Below are 21,451 nucleotides of genomic sequence, written 5' to 3'. Positions count from 1 at the left end.
ACCGTTTCCGGTAGTTGTCCCAAGCTTGAGGGCAGGTTGCCTACGTGTTACTCACCCGTCCGCCGCTAAGTATCAAAGAAGCAAGCTTCTCGTCAACTCCGCTCGACTTGCATGTATTAGGCACGCCGCCAGCGTTCGTCCTGAGCCAGGATCAAACTCTCCATAAAGTGTTTGACGTGCTCAATTCTTAAACTGGCGAGAACCGAAGTTCTCTATTTTTTAAAGGTCGGCTAAGACCTTCATTACTCACTCGTTGTTCAGTTTTCAAAGATCAAACATTTCGTTTTTCGTTGTCTGTGTTTCTCGGTGACAACTTTTATATCATATCATGTTTCCAACCACTTGGCAAGCACTTTTTTTGAAGTGTTTTTTCAAGTTGTTTTCATATGATATTTTGTGGATGTTGTCGTTCGTTCGTGACAACTTTTATAATATATCATGTATCGAGTTAGATAGTCAACACTTTTTTTGAGAATATATTTTTATTATTAAACTACTTTGATTAGTGCATCTTTTCTTTCTATATTATCGTTTCCTTCTATATAGAAAGAAAAGAGTAAATCATTTGCTCTTTATAGTAACAAGCAATAGATCTACTCTCTATATTCATTCATGTATCTTCTATATAACCTATCTTCTATAGATAGCAAAGAACGAATAAATCTTAACTTTTTTGCAATACTTCTTTTCGTTTAATAATCTCTTGTATAAACAGTTGATGATTTTCTATTAGATTATAGATCGTACCATCTACTGAGACTAGCGGACGTGTGGGATATGAGCGATCAGAGAAAATGATTTCTCCTATCAGACCATTACTTAGACGAACCATTGTCCCATTATGGAACTGTGTGACTTTGCTAATAAAGGTAGTTACGATTTTAGGATCTAATTTGCCAAAAGCTTCTGAATCGATCTGCTCAAGTACTAGATAAGGAGATTGTGCCTGGCTATATGTTTTGGAAAGCGTCATTGCATGAAAGATATCGGCGACACCAACGATTTTGGCATAGATATGAATCTGGTCAGCTTTTAGACGAAGCGGATACCCTGAACCGTCCACTTTCTCATGATGTTGTAGTGCTGCCAAACGTACGCCTTCACTAATCCCTTTAACGTTCTTGAGTAGCTCATAACCATACATGGTATGTCGACGTATTTCTTCGACTTCTGATGCTGTTAGCTTTGAAGGCTTTTGTAGAATATCCAAATCGATCTTGGCATTACCGATATCATGAAAAAGTCCTGCAAAAGCGACTTGCATCCCTTCATTTACAGGAAGCCCTAACCAATGAGCTATCTTATAAGAAGTGAGTCCGGTTAATACAGCATTATGATACCAATAATCTTGCTTGTTTATACTTTTAGGGTAGAAAGTGAGAATATTGTATTCTCTTGAGTATTGTAATAATTTCTCCATTTGGATGCGTAATTCCAACACAGGGATTTCAGTAACTGCGACATTACGAAATACATTTTTTAATAATGTAATCATCTTCTCATAATCTTTTTCAAAAGATAATACTTTTTGTATCGCTTTAACTTTTGCGCCAATCTCATTTAGAGCATTAGATTCTACAGGAGGAGCACTTAATTCTTCTTTAGGACTTTTACCGTTATTAATTTCTTCTATTAAAAAAGCACGTAAAATTTCTATATCTTTGGGCATGACTGTTTTGCCTTTAGGAAAAAGCAAATTACCTTGAGTTGTGAATACATCGTGTGTAATTCGGACTCCTGGTGTTACATCATCAATTAATATCGTTGCCATTGGATTAACCTCACTCTATTTTAAAATACTAAAAACCTTTAGATTGCATTATGAATAATTCGCTAGTTCTAAAAAGTTATGTATAAAATAGGGACTAAAGACTTGATTACTTAGACTTATTATATGCGGTATTTGTCATTTCTTCAATCTAATTTAGTAAACTTCTTAACTATTTTTAAATAAAAAAAGAGAACTTTCTTTAGATAGAAAGTTCTCTCTTTATTTTGAATATTTAAAATATATTATTCCGCTTCTTCTGTATGATCTGTCGATGTTTCTGGGTTGTCCAGTTGTTGCACAGACTCTTGCTCTTCTGTACTACCTATTGCATCTTCAGCAAATACATCATCATCCGGTGAGTCGTCGTCTTCATTCTTATCTGTACGACAAATCGTAGCTACAGAGTCTTCATCACGAATATGAATCAATTTCACACCCTGTGTGTTACGTCCCATGGTGGAAATACCTTCAATATCCATACGAATCAATGTTCCGCTTGTGGTGATAATCATCAGATCTTCCTCGTCTTTAACAACTTTAAGACCTGCTAACTTACCATTCTTATCGGTGACATTCATCGTTTTGATGCCTTTACCACCACGTGTCTGAATACGATAATCAGAGCCTGGCGTACGTTTACCGTAACCTTTGGATGTTACAATCAATACTTTCTGATCATCATCCACGATATCCATACCGATCACTGCATCGCCTTCATCCAAGGTGATTCCTTTTACCCCTGTAGCGCTACGTCCCATCGGACGAACATTGCCTTCAGAGAAACGAATCGACATACCATAAGATGTACCCATGATAATCTCTTGTTTGCCATCTGTTAATTTAACTTCAATCAGCTCATCATCTTCACGCATATTGATTGCGATCAGACCGCCTTTACGAATATTGGTATAATCGTCCAGACGTGTTTTCTTCACGACACCTTGTTTGGTTGCAAAGAATAGATGCTGATCTCCTTCAAATTGCTCTACAGAGATTACGGCATTTACCGATTCGCCTTGTTCGATTTGAATAAGGTTGATCACCGGTGTTCCACGAGCAGTACGGCCCAATTCAGGAATCTCATAGGCTTTGATTCGGTATACTTTACCTTTGTCTGTAAAGAATAACAAATGGTTATGAGAATTGGTTACAAAGAGATGCTGCACAAAGTCAGTATCTTTCATATCCATCCCAATAACACCACGTCCACCACGTTTTTGACTACGGAATGTAGTGACTGGTGAGCGTTTGATATACCCTGTATGAGTTACTGTAACAATAACTTCTTCTTTAGGGATCAAATCTTCATCCAGAATACTTTCTTCGCCAACTGTGATTTCTGTACGGCGCTCATCACCAAAACGTTCTTTGATTTCATTAAGCTCTGTACTGATAATTTCAAGAACAAGATCTTCATTTGCCAAAATTTCGCGGTATTCAGCGATTTTGACTAATAATTCATTGTATTCGTTCTCGATCTTCTCACGCTCTAATCCTGTTAAACGTTGCAAACGCATATCCATAATCGCTTGTGCTTGTTCCAGACTCAGAGAAAAACGCTCAATAAGGCTTTCACGAGCCACATCACTGGTATTGGATGCACGAATCATACGAATAACTTCATCCAGATTATCTAAAGCTACACGCAAACCATCTAAAATATGAGCGCGTGCTTCTGCTTTTTTGAGATCATACTGTGTACGACGACGAATAACCTCGATCTGATGCTGAATGTAATGATGTAATACTTCGCGTAAAGTTAGCAATTTAGGTTCATTGTTAACGATAGCTAGCATGTTCACACCAAATGTAGATTGCATCGCTGTATGTTTGTACAAGTTATTTAGAACAACACTTGGATTCACATCACGGCGTAATTCAATAACAACACGCATACCGTTACGGTCAGACTCATCACGTAGATCGGTAATGCCTTCGATTCTTTTTTCGCGTACCAATTCAGCAATTTTCTCAACTAGACGAGCTTTGTTGACCTGATAAGGCAGTTCATTAACAACAATACGAGCTTTGTTGTTATTTTCTTCGATCGTTGCTTTGGCACGCATCGTTACTGATCCGCGACCAGTTTGATAGGCTTGACGAATACCCGAACGTCCTAAGATATAACCGGATGTTGGGAAATCAGGGCCTTGAATATAATCCATCAGTTCCATCGAAGTAATCTCTGGATTCTGGATCATAGCTTGTACACCATCAATAACTTCGCTTAAATTATGCGGAGGAATATTGGTAGCCATACCTACAGCAATACCAGATACACCGTTCACTAATAAGTTAGGGTAACGAGCAGGTAGTACAATCGGTTCTTTTTCTTCACCATCATAGTTAGGTGCAAAGTCGATCGTTTCTTTGTTGATATCACGTAACATTTCCATAGCAATTTTGGACAAACGTGCTTCGGTATAACGCATTGCTGCTGCCATATCGCCATCGATCGATCCAAAGTTACCATGACCATCTATCAACATATAGCGCATAGAGAAATCCTGCGCCATCCGTACCATTGTTTCGTATACAGCCGAATCACCATGCGGGTGATACTTACCAATAACTTCACCGACGATTCTTGCTGATTTCTTGTACGGTTTATCTGGAGCCATACCAAGCTCTGACATGGCAAATAATATACGCCGATGCACAGGTTTCAAACCGTCACGTACATCAGGCAAAGCCCGGCTCACAATGATGCTCATTGCATAATCCATAAAGGAATCACGCATTTCTACACCAATGTCCCGATCTTTAATTTGCGAAATCTTTTCTTCCGCCATGTTAAGCTTAACCTCCCTTATTGCAGCCTTCGTTTTGCTTGCACAAATGCTTGCTTATACAATGTATAAAATAAGTTGCTTGTCGCCAGAATATGGTTAAAAGTTGCTACTCTGTACTGTGTTGTCCGCTCTAGCTATGCTTACGACTACATCACTTTATTATACCATTTTTCTTAAATAATGTCCTGTATTTCATCATGATTTTCAAAGCTTTTGTAAATATAGTTGCTACAAAAATAAAAGAGCATCTGTATACAACAAGATGCTCTTTATCTACTGCATATTTATGTCGTTACATTGATAAATAATAGGAATTAAACATCAAGATTGGTCACGTATTTAGCGTGTTCTTGAATAAAGTCACGACGCGGTTCTACATTATCACCCATCAACGTATCAAAAATCGTATCTGCCAAAATCGCATCAGGAATACTGACTTGTAACATAATACGACTTTCAGGGTCCATCGTTGTTTCCCAAAGTTGAGTTGCATTCATCTCACCCAAACCTTTGTAACGTTGAACATTGAACTTAGCATTTTCGCCAAAACCAGCAATGATCTGATCGCGCTCTTTTTCAGAGTTAGCATAGACCGCTGTTTTGTTGCGTTCTACTTTGAATAAAGGCGGTTGTGCAATATAGATATAGCCCGCTTCTAGAAGCTGACGCATATAACGATAAAAGAAAGTCAACAATAGTGTACGAATATGAGCACCATCGACATCAGCATCAGTCATAATAATAACTTTGTGATAACGTGCTTTGGAAAGATCAAATTCTTCACCAATCCCTGTACCTAGAGCTGTAATAATCGCTCTAATCTCGGCATTACCTAGAATACGATCCAAACGTGCTTTTTCAACGTTTAGAATTTTACCACGCAATGGCAAAATCGCTTGGAAGTGACGATCACGTCCTTGCTTCGCTGATCCACCAGCAGAGTCACCTTCGACAATGTACAATTCGCTGATCGAAGCGTCTTTGGAAGAGCAGTCTGCCAGCTTACCAGGCAAAGCACTGACTTCTAGTACACTTTTACGGCGAGTCAATTCACGCGCTTTACGAGCAGCTTCACGTGCTCTAGACGCTTGTAAAGACTTTTCAAGTACACGACGAGCAACCGCAGGATTTTCGTTCATAAATTCTTGTAGCTTCTCTGAGAAAAGAGATTCAACAATACCACGAACTTCACTGTTTCCTAGCTTGGTCTTCGTCTGTCCTTCGAATTGAGGCTCAGGGATTTTGACAGAAATAATCGCTGTCAGTCCTTCACGCACATCTTCACCTGTCAGATTACCGTTGTTGTCTTTGAGCAATCCGTTACGACGAGCATAATCATTAATAATACGTGTTAGTGCACTCTTAAATCCAGATTCATGAGTACCACCTTCATGCGTGTTAATGTTATTAGCAAAAGAATAAATATTTTCTGCATAACTCTCGTTGTATTGCAAAGCCACTTCAACTTGAATCATGTCACGTGAACCTTCAACATAGATCGGTTGTTCATTCAGTACTTCACGATTTTTGTTCAAATATTGAACGTACTCGATAATACCGCCTTCGTATTTAAAGGTGTTGGTTACACCTGTGCGTTCATCTGTAATCGTCATTGCTATTCCTTTGTTCAGGAAAGCTAATTCACGAATTCTACCAAGCAATGTGTCGTAATCAAATACCGTTGTTTCTGTAAAGATTTGAGAATCAGGTTTGAACGTAACCGTTGTACCTGTATCTTCATCTGCTCCCATTTCTCCGATGACTTTGATATCATACTGAGGAGCTCCGCGCATATATTCTTGTTGATGAATTTGACCTTCGGTTTTGACAACCACTTTTACATGTTCAGACAATGCGTTTACAACAGAGATACCTACACCATGCAGACCGCCTGATACTTTATATCCTCCACCGCCGAATTTACCACCAGCATGTAGAACAGTCATAACAACTTCTAGTGCAGAACGTTGCGTCTTCGCTTCGATCCCTACAGGAATTCCACGTCCATTATCGACAACAGTTACACTATTATTCTCGTGAATAGTCACTTCAATATGGTCACAATGACCTGCAAGTGCTTCATCGATACTGTTATCTACGACTTCCCAAACCAAGTGATGAAGACCCTTAGAGCTTGTGGATCCAATGTACATACCCGGACGCTTGCGAACCGCTTCTAGTCCTTCAAGTACCTGTATCTGGCTCGCATCATAAGCCGGTTGATTCATAGACATGCGATTTTCACCTACTTCTATAATTTCAGGCAGTTATATCCCATAACTGCGTTCATGCATTAACAAAAAAACTATTTGCTCGCTTTTTGAGCGTCGAGGAAGAGATAGGGGAGTAGTACACTTTGTTTTTAGTGACTACGATCGATTTGGGTTCTTCTTCACCAATCGATTCTACTTTTTTATTTTCAAGAGCATTATTTACAAATTGCTTAGAAATTTTGGAAGACTTTTCGATCGATATATCAAAAATCGCGACAAGCTCCGAGGAACGGATAATCTTCTCGCCGCCCAAGTGAATATACATAGTCTGTAGTCCTCCCTACTTCTCAACGTGTCCTTGATGGACATGGAAAATCTGAGCTTCTTTAAGACGCTCTGTATTTAAACTTTCGATTCCGGTCGCTGTAATAAATGTCTGCACTTTACCTTGAAATGTCTCAATCAGTTGCGTCTGACGATAAGGATCAAGTTCAGATAGTACATCATCCAGCAGAAGAATAGGGTATTCTCCAATTTCTTCACGTATCAGTTCAATCTCTGCTAGTTTCAATGACAGGGCGGTTGTACGCTGTTGTCCCTGAGAACCAAAAACAGCTGCTTCATTGCCATTGATATGAAAAGTTAAATCGTCACGATGTGGACCTGCAAGGGTTGCTCCACGACGATATTCCTGTTCTTTCACTTGTGATAATTTTACCATAAATTGCTCAAATAAGACAGCTTCATCTTCCTCATCTGCGGTTCCGAACGATGGGACATAAGAAAGAACCAAATTCTCTTTGCCACCAGTTATCCCCATGTGGATAGTTTCTGCCCAACCTTGAAGCTTGTGGATAAAGTGTTTTCGTTTTTTGATAATTTTGACTCCATGTTCAACCAGTTGTTCATTCCAGATATCAAGCATCGTTGAATCTTTAGAGCCAGAACTCCACGCTTGTTTTAAATAATTATTCCGCTGTATTAAAATTTTCTGATATTGCTGCAAATGAAAAAGATAGCTGGGTTGTACTTGACCAATCTCCATATCTAAAAAACGGCGCCGCACTCCAGGAGATCCTTTAACAATCTCCAAATCTTCAGGCGCAAACATAACCGCATTGATCGTCCCTACAAATTCACTTAATTTGCGTTGTTCCAGACCGTTGATTTTAGCACGTTTGCCTTTACTCGTAAAGTTTAACTCTAGCTTTACTTTGCCATATTTTTTTTCAGCTTCACACGTAATTCGAGCTTGCTCTGCGTGAAAAGCAATTAGTTCTTTATCTTTATTGGTTCGGTGAGATTTGGAAAGTGCTAAAACGAAAAGAGCTTCGATCAAATTTGTTTTTCCTTGAGCATTTTGCCCGATAAACAAATTGACCGCAGCGAAGGAATCCAGTTGGAGATGATCATAATTGCGATAATTTTGCAGACTGACTTGGTTAATAAACATGGATGAGGTCCTCCAGATTATTGTTCACTGTGTACTTTGTATGAACCTTCTCCCTGTACCTGAATTTCATCTCCAGGATACAATTTACGACCACGACGTTCTTCCAATTCTCCATTGACTTGTACCATTTGCTCTTGTAAAAGGGCTTTGGCACTTCCTCCTGTGGATATACAACCTGCTAATTTTAAAAATTGATCCAGCTTAATATATTCTGTTGATATTGTTATATTTTCCATGTGAAAAGTATCGTCCTTTCGTGTAGCAACATAGGTTGTGGATATGAATAGCCAGGTATTTATCAACGGTTCTCATGATGTGAACAGATCAGGAACTTGTTGCAAAATACCTGGCTATTTTATTTAATCCTTTATTTTGAACTATTGGATTAGTTGGTTGTACGGTAAGGCAAAATAATATACAGACTACGGCTATCATCTTGTGGCTTGATGATGATCGGGCTCATTACCCCTGTAAATTGAATCGCTAATTGTTCACTTTCGATCACTTTTAGCACATCCAACATATATTTGGAGTTGAATGAAATACGTAAAGGTTCCCCTTCAAAACGAGAGACTTCAAGTTGTTCGGTTACTTTACCTAACTCAGAAGAGCTAGAAGAAATTTCAACGGCTCCATTGTCCAATGTTTGCATACGCACAATATTGGTTTTTTCTTCGCGAGATAACAAGTAAGCACGATCGATTGAATCTGCTAATTTTTTGGTATCAATCACGATTTCTGTTTTGAAATTGGTCGGAATGATTTTGGATGTATCAGGATACGTACCGTCGAGTATACGGGAATAGAAAAGAACACGATCAATTTTAAATAATACCTGATTATCCGCGACAACGATATCTAATAATGTGTTTTGGTCAGGAATAATTTTGCTGAGTTCGTTTAACGTTTTACCTGCAATAACGACATTGCTAAAACGCACTCCTGTATCTTCGCTCATGTGAACGGTACGACTTGCTAACCGATGGCGGTCAGTAGCAACGAATTTAAGTTCACTTTCGTTCAAATTCCAAAGTACCCCTGTCAAAATAGGCGTAGTTTCTTGTGTGGAAATAGAAAAAGCCGTTTGCTTGATCATATTTTTGAGCAGATCGCCCGGAATTGAGATTTGTTGGTTTTCTTCGATGCTTGGCAAAACAGGGAATTCTTCTGGATCAAGACCTACCAGTTGGATATCTGTAGCACCTGAACGAATAAACGTTTGGAAACCATCACGAACTTCCATTTCGATTTCAGAAGAAGGTAGTTTTTTGATAATTTCAACGAAAAATTTAGCAGGTAAAACAACGCTGCCTGCACGATCGATTTGGACGATTGTTTTGTCATTGTCTTCAGCAGGAATAAACGATTGGATCGAAATATCGGTATCGCTAGCAGTTAACGTGACACCTGTATACGAAACATCAAATTTGATGCCTGTCAAAATAGGGATTGTTGTACGGCTAGAAATAGCTTTGGAAACATGTTGTATCGATTCATTCAAATAACTTTTAGAAATTTGGATCTTCATGGTTTCACTCCTAATCAGCAAGGTTCATCTTTATCACAAATGTGTTAAGTCATTTGATGAATTTCAGAACGTGTTTTTATAAGAAGAATATATATAAATCTTTATAGTAATCGTAGTAGGGGCAGTGGATATGTGGATAACCCCCTCAAACCCACGTGTAAGTAAGCCTATCCACATGTGTATAGATTGTGTATAGGCTTGTGACTTATTCAGGATGGATTTTTAATCTTTTCCGTTAAGTTATTCACAACTTTGAATAACTCCTGATCAATCTTAAGCGTTCTTGAAATTTTCTCATGAGCATGGATAACAGTCGTATGATCTCGTCCTCCGAAAGCTTCTCCAATCTTCGGCAAAGAATAATCTGTTAATTCCCGTGACAAATACATTGCAATTTGACGTGGATACGCTACAGCTTTGGTTCTTTTACGCGCTTTAAAATCTTCCATTTTCAAATTATAAAATTCGCCAACTTTTTGTTGAATATCCTGAATCGTAATCATTCGCGGACGGCTGGACGGAATAATATCTTTGAGTGCTTCAGCAGCAAGATGAGAAGTTACATCTTGGTTGGTTAACGACGAATAAGCCACAACACGAATCAAAGCGCCTTCTAGTTCACGAATATTCGTATCGATCTGGTTAGCAATATAGACCATGGCTTCGTTGGGAATATCTAAATTCTCCGCTTTCGCTTTTTTCCGCAAAATAGCGATGCGTGTTTCTAGATCTGGAGGCTGAATATCAGTAATCAATCCCCATTCAAACCGCGAACGAAGTCTTTCTTCAAGCGTTGGAATCTCTTTTGGCGGGCGATCACTAGAAATAATGATCTGCTTGCGTTCTTCATGTAATGCATTAAACGTATGGAAAAACTCTTCTTGCGTCTGTTCTTTGCCCGCTAAAAATTGAATATCATCAATCAATAAAATATCAATATTACGGTACTTGTTACGGAAACTTTCCCCGCGGTTGTCACGAATAGCGTTAATAAACTCGTTTGTAAATTTTTCGGAAGAAATGTATACCACTTTGCTATTTGGATTATGTTCCAAAATATAATGTCCGATGGCGTGCATAAGATGAGTTTTGCCCAGTCCTACACCACCGTATAAAAATAATGGATTATATGCTTTAGCTGGTGCTTCCGCTACTGCTAATGAAGCAGCATGCGCAAATCGATTGCCAGCGCCAATAACAAATGTATCAAACGTATATTTGGTATTGAGCATATTAGCAAGTGGTTCTTCTCGCATCGAAATAGCAGGTTGCGATTGAGTCTGTGCAGGTAAAAGCGATTCTTCAGGAAGTGCTTCTTCGATCACAAACTTAACGTCTACTTGTCTTCCCAAAAATTCAAAAACGGTCGAACTTACCAATTTGGTATACCGGCTTTCAAGCCATTCTACAGCAAAAGTGGTTGGTGCTGAAATTACAATAGAGTTCTCGGTAAAAGTCAGCGCTTTGGTTGCTTTGAACCAAGTGTCAAAGCTAGGCTTGCTCAGCTTTGTTTGAATAATGGATAATATTTGCTGCCATAATTCGGAAGTATGGCTGTCCACAGACTGTCACTCCTTTTAAACTTCCAATGTGTGGCTGAAGCCATGCGCGGATATCGGAAATATTGAAAATGATAATTATGATGAATGGCGTAGAATTATCCCCAGAATACCAGAAGGTGGATAAACTAAAAAAAGGATAAGAAGAAATTGTTCACAACTTTATCCACAGGCTGTTGATAATTTTTAGGTTAGAATAATCTATTCACAGTCAAAAACAATATAATAATACCAAAAAGAACCCTTTATTTCAACGAAAACCGATAATTTATCCACAAATTCAATCTGTTGTGTATAAAACTTATGCACACCACTAGATATTGTTTATAAATTGTTCGGAACAAACTTTTTGCTTGTGGAAGAATTTTTGAATTATACACAGGCAGTTTTTTAGAAAGTGCATAACTGTGGAAAAAAGAGGATCTATTTTAACCTGTGGATAAACGTAAAAAGGAATGATTTTTTGAACAGAAAGGAATGTGCGTGGACGATAAAAATAAACAGCGATGGCTCCCTCTTTATACATAGAAGTACTAACTGTAAAATGTAATAAATGAAATTTCATTGACTTATATAGACATTTCGTGTTTAAATGTATAAGGGAATTTTTATGTGAATAGAACCAATTAAATATGGAATATAGATTTCCTGCAAGGAGGTGCACAATATGAGACCAACATTCAGACCTAACGTAAGAAAACGTAGTAAAGTACACGGATTCCGTAAAAGAATGAGTACTAAAAATGGCCGTAAAGTGCTGGCGGCTCGTCGCCTTAAAGGCAGAAAAGTCCTAAGCGCGTAAATTACTTTAAGACCACTGCGGTGGTCTTTTTTTCTTTACACTAAAAAATACTAAAAAATTTTATATTTTACTATATAGAAGAAGTCCACTATCTTGTTTTTGAAATTAAGGGGAAATTACGGTGCAAAAAAAGCTGCGTTTACGAAACCGAGCAGATTTCAGCCGTGTATACCGTCATGGTCGTTCTTTTGCAAATCATCAATTTGTGGTGTACTGGTTTCACAAAAAAGATATTGAGCAATTTCGGATGGGTGTATCTGTCAGTAAAAAGGTAGGGAATGCAGTGGTCCGTAATCGGATGCGTCGTATGGTGAAGGAAATTGTACGTCATCATGCTGCTGAGATTGTACCGCAGATCGATATGGTATTTATCGTACGTAAAGGTGCGCTTTCTCTACAATATAAGGAGCTTGAAAAAAGTATCCTTCATGTCCTACGTAAATCTTCTTTAATTAAGCGTTCACAACGGTAGTGCTATCAGTTTATTTGTGTTGCTAAATATGGTATGATTTGCAGGGAAATGGAATGGCTAAGAGAGGGGTTTTGAAGTGTCGTTATTGAAGATTCGCAGAGGAAGATGGATGCTCCTCATAGCTGCCGGATTGATGATGGCTATTTTAGCAGGTTGTACACCGACTAATATGGCAACGCATTCGACAGAGGATTTACAGAACGGAGGTTGGTGGCAACGTTACGTCGTGTACTGGTTTGCCTACGCTTTAGACACATTCGCTGATTGGTTTGGCGGGGAATATGGTCTGGCGGTTTTGGTTCTGGTGCTTATCGTACGTACATTGATTTTGCCATTGACGTTAAAACAAGTCAAAAGTTCTAAAGCAATGCAAGCAATTCAACCGCAATTACAGAAATTGCGCGAAGAATACAAAGATGATCCACAAAGACAACAAGCTGAAACGATGAAGTTGTTCCAAGAAAATCAGGTTAACCCGGCTGCCGGTTGTTTACCATTGATTATTCAGATGCCTGTTTTTATCGCTTTGTATAATGCGATCATTTATAACACAGGTCTTCGTGAGCACACGTTTTTATGGTTACAATTAGGTGAACCGGATAAATGGTTTATTTTGCCGGTTATCGCTGCAATCACCACATTCCTTCAAACTAAAATGATGATGAGTATGAACCCGGCGCAAATGCAGGGTCCTATGAAAATTATGATGTATATGTATCCAATCATCATTTTCGTCATGTCTTATCAATTCCCAGCAGCACTTCCGCTATACTGGGTATACAGTAACATCTACACGATCGTACAGAACTATTTCTTGTATCGCAACAAAAATACAGTGGTTACAGATCTTGGTGCAGTTACAGATACAACAAGTGCTGCTCGCAAAATTGCTAACAACAAAGCTCGTAACAAGAAAAAAGCGAAAAAGAAACGTCGTTAAGAAATACAATTGGAGCGCTGTTCCCCGGGGCAGCGTTCTAAATATACAATCAACTACTACGGTTGATCTATGATCTTACACTCTGAGCACCACAAGGGAGGGCCCAATTTCGAAATGACCACAGTCATTACGTCTGGAAAAACCATTGATGATGCTATAGCAGAAGGGCTTACCCGTTTAAATACGAGTAAGGAACATGTGCAAGTGCAAATATTGCAACAGCCGTCAAAAGGATTCCTGGGTCTATTTGGTGCAAAACCTGCCAAAGTAGAATTGACACTGTTGTCTCAGCCGACTGTGCATATTCCTTCTAGCTCTGCTGTCCCTGTCTCCTTGGAAGATCGTTCTACTGCATCTCCATCAACTACAGAGATAGCAGACAAGGAAGGCAGTGCATCCACTTATTCTCATGATGAAGCGATACAGTTCGTCAAAGAAGTCGGTCAAAGTATAGGTCTTGAATTGGAAGTCGATATTAAGCGTAACCGTGATGGGTATACCATGAACATCTCGGGTAGTGATCTAGGATTATTGATTGGTCGCCGTGGTCAAACGCTGGATGCTCTTCAATATCTGGTGAATATTGTAGCCAATCGTTACTCAGACAAATATGTACGCATTTTGTTGGATGCTGAAAATTTCCGCGAACGTCGCCGGAAAACATTAGAAGATTTAGCAGATCGTTTAGCAGGTAGAGTGATCCGTAGTGGTAAAGAAGTGGTACTGGAACCTATGTCTTCGCAAGAACGCAAAGTGATTCATGCTAAACTTCAAAACCATGCTCGCGTGAAAACGATCAGTAAAGGCGAAGAACCTAATCGCCGTGTAGTGATTACACTTCGATAATGAGTACACGTCATGCAATGATTTTTTGCCTTCGGGCAGAAGATCATTGCTTTTTATTTAGTTACAAGTATGTTCATTCATGATCTTCAAGAAAGAAGGGGAATCTTTATTATGATAAGTGATACTATTGCTGCTATATCTACTGCTGTCGGAGAAGCCGGGATAGCAGTTATTCGTGTCAGTGGACCACAGTCGATTACGGAAGTAGATCAACTTTTTCGAGGTAAACAATCATTAGTGGATGCGGATAGTCATACTGTGCATTACGGTTATATTATTGATCCAGATTCAGGCGAAAAGATGGAAGAAGTATTGGTAACAATTATGCGTGCACCTCGTTCATTTACAACCGAAGATGTAGTAGAGATTAGTTCTCATGGTGGGGTAGTATCTGTACGTCGCCTGATGGAACTATTATTACAACAACAGATTCGGATTGCAGAACCAGGCGAATTTACCAAACGTGCTTTTTTAAATGGACGGATCGATTTGTCGCAAGCAGAAGGTGTTATTGATTTGATTCGTTCGAAGTCAGATAAAGCTTTCTCGGTTGCACTGCGTCAGGTGGAAGGGAAATTGTCACGTCAAATTAAGCCATTGCAACAAATATTGATTGAAATGGTCGCTCATATTGAAGTGAATATCGATTATCCTGAACATGATGTAGAATCGGTAACTTCTGATTTTATTAAGCAAAAATCATTAGAAGTGATGAATGGCATTGATGAGTTATTACGTACTGCCAATGAAGGCAAGATTCTACGTGAAGGAATCACTACTGCGATTGTAGGGCGTCCAAATGTAGGTAAATCTTCGCTTTTGAATACGTTAGCGCAAGACAACCGTGCGATCGTTACAGATATTCCAGGAACGACTCGCGATGTGATCGAAGAATTTGTGACGATCAATAATATTCCTTTGAAATTATTAGATACAGCAGGTATTCGAGAAACGATTGATGTCGTGGAAAAAATTGGGGTTGAACGTTCACGTACAGCTGTAAATGATGCCGATCTTATCTTGTTGGTGCTTAATCATAATGAAGCTTTACATGAAGATGAAATTCAATTACTGGAACAGATTAAAGATCGCCAAGTGATTATTATTGTGAATAAAATGGATCTGTATCGCCAATTGGATCTTGTGAAGTTGGAAGAGTATTTCCCGAAAGAAAGTATTGTTACGATGTCTGTTAAAGATCAAAAAGGGATCGATAAATTGGAAGAAGCGATTTCGAATTTATTTTTTGGTGGTAAATTAGAGTCGGCTGATCTGACGTATGTAAGTAATGTTCGTCATATTGCATTGTTGAAGCAAGCGAAGCGTTCATTACAAGATGCTTATCAAGCTTCTGATGACATGATACCAATCGATTTGATTCAGATTGATGTTCGTCTAGCATGGGAGCAATTAGGTGAAATTATTGGGGATTCCGCTCCAGATTCATTAATTGATCAAATTTTCTCTCAATTTTGTCTGGGAAAATAAGTCGTGATACTGCGGTTTGAAAAATAAACATTTAAAAATTGCGTTAAATTTGTAATTTTATCACATGAGTACAGTTGTTTTACGATATACTTGAGTGTAGGCTTGAACATGAATGATGATGACTTGAGCGATAAATAATATAATGTTTAGTTATGCAGGAAGTCTGTATGGCTTGAAATATAGAGGAGGTACACTCCATGACATATATGGGTGGAGAATATGATGTTATTGTAATCGGTGCAGGGCATGCAGGTTGTGAATCAGCACTAGCAGCAGCACGTATGGGATGCAGTACATTGATGATTACGATCAATCTGGATATGGTGGCATTTATGCCATGTAATCCTTCTATAGGTGGTCCGGCTAAAGGGCATGTGGTACGTGAAATCGATGCACTTGGCGGCGAAATGGGACGCAATATCGATAAAACGTTTATTCAAATGCGGATGTTAAATACAGCTAAAGGTCCTGCTGTACATGCTCTACGTGCACAAGCAGATAAGTTTTCTTATCAGCATACAATGAAAGAAACGATGGAAGAAGAACCGAATTTGACGTTGCGTCAAGGGATGGTAGAGCGTCTGATCGTGGAAGATGGCCATTGTACAGGAGTAATCACCAAAACAGGTACAACATACAAAGCTAAATCGATTGTTTTAACAACAGGCACGTATTTACGTGGTAAAGTGATTATGGGCGAATTGGCTTATGAAAGTGGCCCAAATAATCAACAACCTTCAATCAAATTATCGGAGCATTTGAAAGAGCTAGGATTTGAATTGGTTCGTTTTAAAACAGGTACGCCTCCACGTGTTCATCGTGACAGTATCGACTTTTCTAAAACTGAAATTCAACCAGGCGATGATAAAGTTAAATTTTTCTCTTATGAAACAGAGTCATCAAGCAATGAGCAAATGCCTTGCTGGTTAACATATACTTCTCTAGAAACGCACCAGATCATCAGTGACAATCTTCACCGTGCACCGATGTTCTCTGGAATGATCGAAGGTACAGGACCTCGTTATTGCCCATCTATTGAAGATAAGATTGTTCGTTTTAGCGACAAACCGAAGCATCAAATTTTCTTAGAACCTGAAGGCAAAAACACATCTGAATATTATGTACAAGGTCTATCTACTAGCTTACCTGAAGAAGTACAATTGCAAGTATTGCGCTCAATTCCGGGATTGGAAAAAGTAGAAATGATGCGTAACGGATATGCGATCGAGTATGATGCAATGGTGCCTACACAATTGTGGCCAACGTTAGAAACTAAAAAAATGCCGGGCTTATTCACAGCTGGACAAATTAATGGTACTTCTGGTTATGAAGAAGCAGCAGGTCAAGGGATTATGGCTGGAATCAATGCTGCGCGCAAAGCACAAGGTAAAGAAGGCGTGGTATTGGATCGTTCGCAAGGTTATATCGGTGTATTGATTGATGACCTGGTGACTAAAGGAACAAATGAACCTTACCGTTTACTGACTTCTCGTGCAGAATATCGCTTATTGCTTCGTCATGATAATGCAGATATGCGTTTAACTGATATTGGACATGAGATTGGTCTGATTAAAGAAGAGCGTTATCAGAGATTTTTGGACAAAAAAGCTAAAGTAGACCAAGAAGTTAAACGTCTTAGCAAAACAAAAGTAAAACCTGTTGAGATCAATGAACTGTTAGCAACAGTAGATTCATCAGCACTACAAAATGGTGTGGATCTTTTGACCGTTCTTCGTCGTCCAGAAGTATCGTATAGCATTATTGAAGCTGTATCGCCTTCGCCAGAGCCTTTGACAGAAGATATGAAAGAACAAGTAGAGATTCAGATTAAATATGCAGGTTATATTGAAAAACAACAATCGCATGTGGAACGTCTGAAAAAGATGGAACAAAAGAAATTGCCTGAAACGATTGTCTATGAAGAAGTTAAAGGATTGGCTACAGAAGCTCAACAAAAAATGGCTAAAATCCGTCCATTATCAATCGGACAAGCTTCACGGATCTCAGGCGTAACACCAGCAGATATTTCAGTTCTACTTGTATATCTGGAACACTATAATCGGGTAACCGCAGCACGGGGGTAACAAATGGATTCAATTCAACAGCATTTTACAGAAACGTTAGCAGCACAAAATATCGAAATTAATGAGCAACAGTTAGAGCAGTTTGAAGGGTATTATCAAGAGCTGATTACCTGGAATGAAAAAATGAATTTGACTGGAATCACAGATCGTGATCAAGTGTATAACAAGCATTTCTATGATTCGATTTCACTTGCTTTTTATATGGATCTCAATGAAATACAGACGCTTGCTGATATTGGCTCAGGTGCTGGATTTCCAGGGATTCCACTTAAAATCGTATTCCCACATATTCAGCTACGGATTATTGATTCGCTCAATAAACGTATTCAATTTTTGCAAAGTGTTGTGAATCGTCTTGGACTGCAAAATGTCGAGTTGATTCATGGACGCGCAGAAGAGTGGGGACAAAAAGAAGGATATCGTGATCATCATGATCTAGTAACGGCTAGAGCAGTTGCTAAACTTTCAGTTCTGAATGAATTCTGCTTACCTTTTGTCAAAACAGGCGGTACATTTGCAGCGATGAAAGGGATCGATCCGGCAGAAGAAATTCAGCATGCTTTTCGCAGTCTAGGATTGTTGAAAGGAAAAGTTCGTGAAGTTCATCATTTCCAATTGCCTGTTGAAGAATCAGATCGTCATATTATTCTGATTAACAAAGAAGCAGCGACTCCAGCGAGATATCCGCGTAAAGCAGGTACACCGATGAAAGAGCCGTTAGGTTAATATTGATCTATCATTTATCAGCATTATTATAGTGTTCGTAAAGAGTTGTATAGCAGTGTTTCACGTGGAACATTCGCTATACAACTTTTTGTTATGTTTGAATATAGAACGCTATAATTTTAGTCACAATTTTTGTTGTTCTATCATAGGATTATGACTTGAAAAGTGCTAAAATAAATAGATAGAAGTATGAGGAAAACAGATCAATGTACGATCCGTATTATCAAGTGCACCTGTGCTTCAGGTGTTGCTATCATGAGATTAGGTGGTCTTATACCGAATGAAAGAACAATTTTCCAAATTGTTTGGCTTGACTGAACGCGCAAATGGGGAAGAAGTCAAACAGGTACCGGTCGCTAATATCACAACCAGCCCGTATCAACCCCGTACTATTTTTGATGATGCCAAAATCGAAGAATTGTGCCAGACGATCAAAACTCATGGTGTAATTCAGCCTATTGTTGTACGTATGCGTAATGGAAAGTATGAAATTATTGCAGGTGAACGACGTTGGCGAGCAGTGACCAAATTAGGTCTGCCTACGATTCCAGCGATTGTTCGTGAGTTCAATGATTCACAAGCAGCTTCTATTGCTTTAATTGAAAATCTGCAACGTGAAGGATTAACTGCGATTGAAGAAGCTTTTGCTTATCAGAAATTGATTGATTTGCATGATCTTACTCAGGAAAGTCTGGCACAACGTTTAGGCAAAAGCCAATCTACGATTGCCAACAAAATTCGGTTATTGAATTTACCTGAAGTGATCAAACAAGCCCTAATGTCCCGCCAAGTCACAGAAAGACATGCTAGAGCATTATTGTCACTTGGAAGTGAAGAATTACAGCTTCGTGTGTTGAACGAAATTATTGAGAAAGAACTCAATGTAAAGCAGACAGAAGCCAGAGTGGCTTTTTATAAAGAAAAAACAAAAACAGTCAAAAAATCGAAACGAATCTCTTATACCAAAGATGTACGTCTAGCTTTGAATACGATTCGTCAATCGATAGATCTTGTGTCTGGTTCAGGGCTTGCGATCAATACGTCTGAACAAGATCACGAAGACCATTATGAAATAGTGATTAAGATACCAAAACGCTGATCGGACATGAAGTGAATTTTTGTTATCATCAAGCGAATTTCATACACTGGGGTGAATGAGTTGTCGAAAATTATAGCTATAGCGAATCAAAAAGGTGGCGTTGGTAAAACAACTACATCTGTCAATCTAGGCGCTTGTTTAGCCACGCTGGGCAAACGTGTTCTGCTGATCGATATTGATCCACAAGGAAATACAACCAGTGGAGTAGGGATCAACAAAGCAGATGTCGAAAACTGCATTTACGATATTATTATCAACGATGTCCCGCCAAAAGAGACGATCAAATCGACAGCAGTTGAAGGATTGCATATTATCCCGGCTACGATTCAGTTAGCAGGAGCAGAAGTTGAATTAGTGCCTGCTATTTCACGAGAATTACGTTTGAAAAATGCAATCAGTCAAGTAAAGCATGATTACGATTATGTACTGATCGATTGTCCACCATCGCTAGGCATTTTGACGATTAATTCATTGACAGCAGCAGATTCAGTGTTGATTCCAATCCAGTGTGAATATTATGCGCTTGAAGGTCTAAGTCAGCTATTGAATACAGTACGTTTGGTACAAAAACATTTGAATACAGATCTTCAGATTGAAGGCGTATTGTTAACCATGTTGGATGCTCGTACCAATCTGGGCATACAAGTGATCGAAGAAGTAAAAAAATATTTCCAAGATAAAGTATATCGGACTATTATTCCGCGTAATGTTCGCTTGAGTGAAGCACCTTCACATGGCAAAGCGATTATTACGTATGATCCTCGTTCTAAAGGAGCAGAAGTTTACTTAGAGCTGGCAAAGGAAGTGGTTTCTTATGAGTAAACGTCTTGGTAAGGGGCTAGATGCATTGATTCCTTCATTGTCTGTCAGCGATGACGATAAAATAGTAGAAGTTAACTTAAAAGAATTACGTCCTAATCCGTATCAACCACGCAAAAATTTTGATCATGAATCGATTCAAGAATTAGCAGAATCGATCAGTCAGCATGGTGTTATTCAGCCCATTATTGTGCGTAAAGTTCTAAAAGGATATGAAATTATCGCTGGCGAACGCCGCTATCGTGCTTCAGAAGTCGCCGGTAAAAAAACGATTCCTACAGTTATTCGTAGTTTCACTGATCAACAAGTAATGGAAATTGCATTGATTGAAAATGTACAACGTGAAAACTTGAATGCACTTGAAGTAGCGACTGCTTATCAAGCGTTGATGGAAGAATTCAAAATGACGCAAGAAGAACTGGCGACTAAAGTGGGAAAATCACGCTCACATATCGCTAACTTTTTACGATTATTGTCGTTACCTGATGAAGTGAAAGAATATGTTTCACGTGGAACATTGTCGATGGGACATGCACGATCATTAGTCAGCGTCAAAAAACAAGAAATAATTATTGCTTTAGCTAATAAAGCGATAGAGCAATCATGGAATGTACGTCAATTGGAAGAAGCTGTACAGAACCTTGATAAAAAGAAAGATGATTCTGCTAAAAGTAAAATCAAAAAATCAGATCCTTATCTGGTGGATGTAGAAGAGACTTTACGGGATCGTTTTCAAACGACTGTCAAAATCAAACATAGTCAAAAAGACAAAGGTAAAATTGAATTGAACTATTACAGCAAGCAAGATCTAGAGCGACTGTTAGAAATGCTAAATCAGTTGTAAACGGGAGGCTGTTAT

At 38.8% G+C, this 21,451-nt stretch carries 18 protein-coding genes and 1 rRNA gene; 10 read left to right on the top strand and 9 right to left on the bottom strand.

Annotation, left to right across the window (positions count from 1 at the left end; all coding sequences use genetic code 11):
• The 9 genes from PaeCFBP13512_RS17165 to dnaA form a co-directional block, all read right to left on the bottom strand.
• A 16S ribosomal RNA gene (locus PaeCFBP13512_RS17165) occupies nt 1–167 on the bottom strand; the annotation flags it as partial.
• 497 nt (nt 168–664) lie between these two features.
• Nucleotides 665–1,771 (bottom strand): HD-GYP domain-containing protein, encoded by a 1,107-nt coding sequence (locus PaeCFBP13512_RS17160; RefSeq protein ID WP_137224822.1) that lies wholly within the window; start codon nt 1,769–1,771, stop codon nt 665–667.
• A 242-nt stretch (nt 1,772–2,013) separates the two neighbouring features.
• Nucleotides 2,014–4,563, bottom strand: coding sequence for a DNA gyrase subunit A (gene gyrA / locus PaeCFBP13512_RS17155; protein WP_137224820.1), 2,550 nt, complete (start codon nt 4,561–4,563; stop codon nt 2,014–2,016).
• A gap of 314 nt (nt 4,564–4,877) precedes the next feature.
• A complete protein-coding gene (gene gyrB / locus PaeCFBP13512_RS17150) occupies nt 4,878–6,797 on the bottom strand; it encodes a DNA topoisomerase (ATP-hydrolyzing) subunit B (RefSeq protein ID WP_069326372.1) in 1,920 nt (639 codons plus the stop codon).
• 52 nt (nt 6,798–6,849) lie between these two features.
• The gene (gene remB / locus PaeCFBP13512_RS17145) at nt 6,850–7,101 is read right to left on the bottom strand and encodes an extracellular matrix regulator RemB (RefSeq protein WP_069326373.1); all 252 of its coding nucleotides are present in this window, start codon (nt 7,099–7,101) and stop codon (nt 6,850–6,852) included.
• Nucleotides 7,102–7,116: 15 nt separating this feature from the next.
• Complete coding sequence (gene recF / locus PaeCFBP13512_RS17140; RefSeq protein WP_069326374.1) at nt 7,117–8,229, bottom strand: DNA replication/repair protein RecF; 1,113 nt, start codon at nt 8,227–8,229, stop codon at nt 7,117–7,119.
• Between the two features lie 17 nt (nt 8,230–8,246).
• Nucleotides 8,247–8,465, bottom strand: coding sequence for a S4 domain-containing protein YaaA (yaaA, locus tag PaeCFBP13512_RS17135; protein WP_069326375.1), 219 nt, complete (start codon nt 8,463–8,465; stop codon nt 8,247–8,249).
• Nucleotides 8,466–8,614: 149 nt separating this feature from the next.
• Nucleotides 8,615–9,757, bottom strand: a complete 1,143-nt coding sequence (gene dnaN, locus PaeCFBP13512_RS17130) for a DNA polymerase III subunit beta (RefSeq protein WP_069326376.1) — start codon at nt 9,755–9,757, stop codon at nt 8,615–8,617.
• Nucleotides 9,758–9,966: 209 nt separating this feature from the next.
• Nucleotides 9,967–11,319: a chromosomal replication initiator protein DnaA gene (gene dnaA, locus PaeCFBP13512_RS17125; protein WP_069326377.1), complete on the bottom strand. Its 1,353-nt coding sequence runs from the start codon at nt 11,317–11,319 to the stop codon at nt 9,967–9,969.
• A gap of 664 nt (nt 11,320–11,983) precedes the next feature.
• Here dnaA and rpmH point away from each other — a divergent pair.
• The 10 genes from rpmH to PaeCFBP13512_RS17075 all read left to right on the top strand — a co-directional run bounded on the left by rpmH (nt 11,984) and on the right by PaeCFBP13512_RS17075 (nt 21,436).
• Nucleotides 11,984–12,118, top strand: a complete 135-nt coding sequence (rpmH, locus tag PaeCFBP13512_RS17120; protein ID WP_069326378.1) for a 50S ribosomal protein L34 — start codon at nt 11,984–11,986, stop codon at nt 12,116–12,118.
• Nucleotides 12,119–12,239: 121 nt separating this feature from the next.
• On the top strand, nt 12,240–12,590 hold the full coding sequence (gene rnpA, locus PaeCFBP13512_RS17115; RefSeq protein WP_069326379.1) for a ribonuclease P protein component: 351 nt from the start codon (nt 12,240–12,242) through the stop codon (nt 12,588–12,590).
• Nucleotides 12,591–12,666: 76 nt separating this feature from the next.
• Nucleotides 12,667–13,530 (top strand): YidC/Oxa1 family membrane protein insertase, encoded by an 864-nt coding sequence (locus PaeCFBP13512_RS17110; RefSeq protein WP_069326380.1) that lies wholly within the window; start codon nt 12,667–12,669, stop codon nt 13,528–13,530.
• A gap of 114 nt (nt 13,531–13,644) precedes the next feature.
• Nucleotides 13,645–14,376, top strand: coding sequence for an RNA-binding cell elongation regulator Jag/EloR (jag, locus tag PaeCFBP13512_RS17105; protein ID WP_069326381.1), 732 nt, complete (start codon nt 13,645–13,647; stop codon nt 14,374–14,376).
• A 111-nt stretch (nt 14,377–14,487) separates the two neighbouring features.
• Nucleotides 14,488–15,864 carry a tRNA uridine-5-carboxymethylaminomethyl(34) synthesis GTPase MnmE gene (mnmE, locus tag PaeCFBP13512_RS17100; protein WP_069326382.1) on the top strand — a complete coding sequence of 459 codons (1,377 nt, stop codon included), beginning with the start codon at nt 14,488–14,490 and terminating at the stop codon, nt 15,862–15,864.
• Between the two features lie 197 nt (nt 15,865–16,061).
• Complete coding sequence (mnmG, locus tag PaeCFBP13512_RS17095; RefSeq protein ID WP_069326383.1) at nt 16,062–17,948, top strand: tRNA uridine-5-carboxymethylaminomethyl(34) synthesis enzyme MnmG; 1,887 nt, start codon at nt 16,062–16,064, stop codon at nt 17,946–17,948.
• Nucleotides 17,949–17,951: 3 nt separating this feature from the next.
• Complete coding sequence (gene rsmG / locus PaeCFBP13512_RS17090) at nt 17,952–18,674, top strand: 16S rRNA (guanine(527)-N(7))-methyltransferase RsmG (RefSeq protein WP_137224818.1); 723 nt, start codon at nt 17,952–17,954, stop codon at nt 18,672–18,674.
• 280 nt (nt 18,675–18,954) lie between these two features.
• Nucleotides 18,955–19,773 (top strand): nucleoid occlusion protein, encoded by an 819-nt coding sequence (noc, locus tag PaeCFBP13512_RS17085; RefSeq protein ID WP_069326385.1) that lies wholly within the window; start codon nt 18,955–18,957, stop codon nt 19,771–19,773.
• A 60-nt stretch (nt 19,774–19,833) separates the two neighbouring features.
• Nucleotides 19,834–20,595 (top strand): ParA family protein, encoded by a 762-nt coding sequence (locus PaeCFBP13512_RS17080; RefSeq protein ID WP_069326386.1) that lies wholly within the window; start codon nt 19,834–19,836, stop codon nt 20,593–20,595.
• Complete coding sequence (locus PaeCFBP13512_RS17075) at nt 20,588–21,436, top strand: ParB/RepB/Spo0J family partition protein (protein ID WP_069326387.1); 849 nt, start codon at nt 20,588–20,590, stop codon at nt 21,434–21,436. Before PaeCFBP13512_RS17080 ends, PaeCFBP13512_RS17075 begins: the two co-directional genes overlap by 8 nt.
• Nucleotides 21,437–21,451: the final 15 nt, after the last annotated feature.

This window comes from Paenibacillus sp. CFBP13512, from assembly GCF_005233705.1.
Taxonomy (GTDB): domain Bacteria; phylum Bacillota; class Bacilli; order Paenibacillales; family Paenibacillaceae; genus Saccharibacillus; species Saccharibacillus nuruki.
The sequence above is the reverse complement of the archived record's forward strand: the minus strand, read 5'-3'. Positions and strand labels throughout refer to the sequence as shown.